The organism is Streptomyces echinoruber, assembly GCF_014651135.1.
Classification (GTDB): domain Bacteria; phylum Actinomycetota; class Actinomycetes; order Streptomycetales; family Streptomycetaceae; genus Streptomyces; species Streptomyces echinoruber.
In genome coordinates this window covers 1-2591 of sequence record NZ_BMWH01000069.1, presented here as the reverse complement: position 1 = coordinate 2591, position 2591 = coordinate 1, and the positions used below count along the sequence as shown (strand labels likewise).

Annotated in this window: 3 protein-coding genes; all 3 read left to right on the top strand. The window is 66.7% G+C overall.

Features of this window, described 5'->3' with window-relative positions; all coding sequences use genetic code 11:
* Positions 1–387: helix-turn-helix domain-containing protein (locus IE225_RS32445; protein WP_190061256.1), on the top strand; the 387-nt coding region annotated here is incomplete at its 5' end.
* 30 nt (positions 388–417) lie between these two features.
* The gene (locus IE225_RS32440; RefSeq protein WP_190061255.1) at positions 418–768 is read left to right on the top strand and encodes a hypothetical protein; all 351 of its coding nucleotides are present in this window, start codon (positions 418–420) and stop codon (positions 766–768) included.
* Positions 765–2498, top strand: a complete 1734-nt coding sequence (locus tag IE225_RS32435; protein ID WP_190061254.1) for a recombinase family protein — start codon at positions 765–767, stop codon at positions 2496–2498. Before IE225_RS32440 ends, IE225_RS32435 begins: the two co-directional genes overlap by 4 nt.
* Positions 2499–2591: the final 93 nt, after the last annotated feature.

Here is a 2591-nt window from a genome sequence, read left to right as displayed (position 1 = left end):
CTCCGCCAACAGCTCGAACGACGCGGCTACGACCTACGACCTAGGGGCGGCGGGCAAACCCGCTTCGCCAAGGATTCCGGCATCGGCCACGGCACCGTCAGCCGCATGCTCGACGGCCACGTACCAGAAACCCGCGTCCTCGAAATGCTCGCCGACGCCCTCGACCTCGACCTCGCCGAGGTCCTGGTCGCCGCCGGCATCCTCAACCGCGACCTGCTGCACGCCATCCGGAACGCCGGCCCGCGACCCGAACCCCTCACACCAGAGGAAGCAGCCGCCGAGCTGGGGATCACCGAGCCCCACAAGGTCGAGCTGTTCGTCTCGATGACACAAACGCTGCGACAGCAGCGCGCAAAGAACGGCGAAGGACACATCGCCGAGAACTAACCGCACGGAGGCACAGTGACCCACCGCTACATGCCCGTCTTCGCATTCACTCTGCTCCTGGTGGGTCTGTCCGCCGGCATCATCGGACTCCTCGGCGACAACGGCGACCTGTTCGAGGTCGGCGTGTTCATCGTCATCACCGCCGTACCCCTGAACATGATCCGCGCCCTACAGCAGTCGCAGCGCGCCACGGCCGACCAGCTCGCCAACGCCGACCACAACGGCTACTTCCGCGCCCTCGACCACGTAGCGCGCGGCCTGCTCGACGTACCCCGCAAACCCACGCCGGGCCACCGGGAGCACCGCGCCGAGCCGGTCGCGGGCAACGTGATCGAACTTCGCCCGAACCACGTCCGGTCTCTCGAACGGAAGGCGCAGTGACAACAGCGCAGATACCTGCAACCTTCAGAACAAAACAACTCACCCCGTACGTCGGCTACATCCGGGTCTCGACCTGGAAAGAAGAGAAGATCAGCCCCGAACTCCAGCGCTCGGCCATCCTCGACTGGGCCAAGCGCAACGGGGCCGAGATCACCGAATGGATCGAAGATCTCGACACCACCGGCCGCAACTTCAAGCGCAAGATCATGCGGGCCATCGAGATCGTCGAAAAGGGCCGAGAGAAGGGCATCGCCGTATGGCGCTACTCCCGCTTCGGCCGCGACCGCGCCGGTAACGCGATCAACCTCGCCCGCGTCGAATCCATCGGCGGGCAACTGGTCAGCGCCACCGAACCGGTAGACGCCACCACCGCCATCGGCCGCTTCCAGCGCGGCATGATCCTCGAATTCGCCGCGTTCGAAAGCGACCGCATCGGCGAGGCATGGGCCGAGACCCACCAGCACCGCCGCGCACAGGGACTGCCGGCCACCGGCCGCCCCCGCTTCGGCTACATCTGGCACCGCCGATGGAACCCCCGCACCGAAACCCTGCAAGAGGAGAAGTACGAACCACACCCCGAGGTCGGCCCCATCGTCGCCGAGCTGTACCGGCGCTACACCCACGCGACCAAACCCCAGGGGTTCAGCGTCCTGTGCGGATGGCTCAACAGCCTCGGCTACCGCACCACCCGCGGGACCCTGTGGAGCACACCCACGCTCACCCGCTACATGGACAGCGGCTTTGCCGCCGGCCTGCTGCGCATCCATGACGACGAATGCAAGTGCAATGGCAGGAAGACCAACGGCACCTGTCCGAACTACTTCCTTGTTCAGGGGGCACACGAGGAACTGGTCGACTGGGACCTGTGGCAGAAGTACCGCGCCAGACGGAAGGAGGTGCAGAACACCCCGCCCCGCGCCCGAAACACCCTGTACGAACTCACCGGCCTTGTTCGTCATGGGACGTGCCGACGCGGCACCAGCATGACCACCGCACGATGGAAGACCACCGACGGCGCATGGATCAACAAGCCCGGGTACGCCTACCGCTGCACGCAGCGCGCACAGTCCGGCGGCACAACGTGCGAGGCCCTGTGGATCACCCGCACCGAGGTAGAACGCGAGGTCGAGGACTGGCTCAAGCGCGAGGCCGCCCCCGGCATCGACGCCGCGCCGCCGGCCGAGGACACCGACGAGCCGCAAGTCGACGAGCGCGCCGTCGCCAAGCAGGCACGGGCCAGGCTGCAAGCCGAGTACGAGTCGGCCGAGGCCGCCCTCACCCGCTTGATCATGGACGCCAACGACCACCCCGAGAAGTACCCACCGGGGGCGTTCGAGCGGGCGCGCGACACCTACCTCGAACGGCAAGCCAACATCAAGCGGCAGCTTGAAAAGCTGGTCGACGTCGAGGAAACGCCCAAGCGGTCGGACTTTGAACGGCTGATCGTCGGCGTCGCCGAAGAGTGGAAGACGCTCACCACCACCGAGCGGAACGCCATGCTCAAACAGCTCATACGCCGTGTCGCCCTGGTGCGTCGCAAGGACGAGAACGGCGAGCCGATCCCCGGCGCCGAAGGCGTCGAGGTCCGGGTACACCCCCTGTGGGAGCCGGACCCGTGGGAGCCGGCGCCCATCTGCCGGGGGCCGTTCGGCACCGTCACGCCCGGACTGTGGCTGTCCGCTGAACTGTGGACACGTCCCGACACCTGGGAACAGATTCCCCCGAGGTAGTGACATACCGCGTGGTATGCCCGGAGAATCGCGGCCAAGCACTACCGCCGCGTAACTCAATGGGGAGGCCCACCGGTGTACGGCACGATGCAA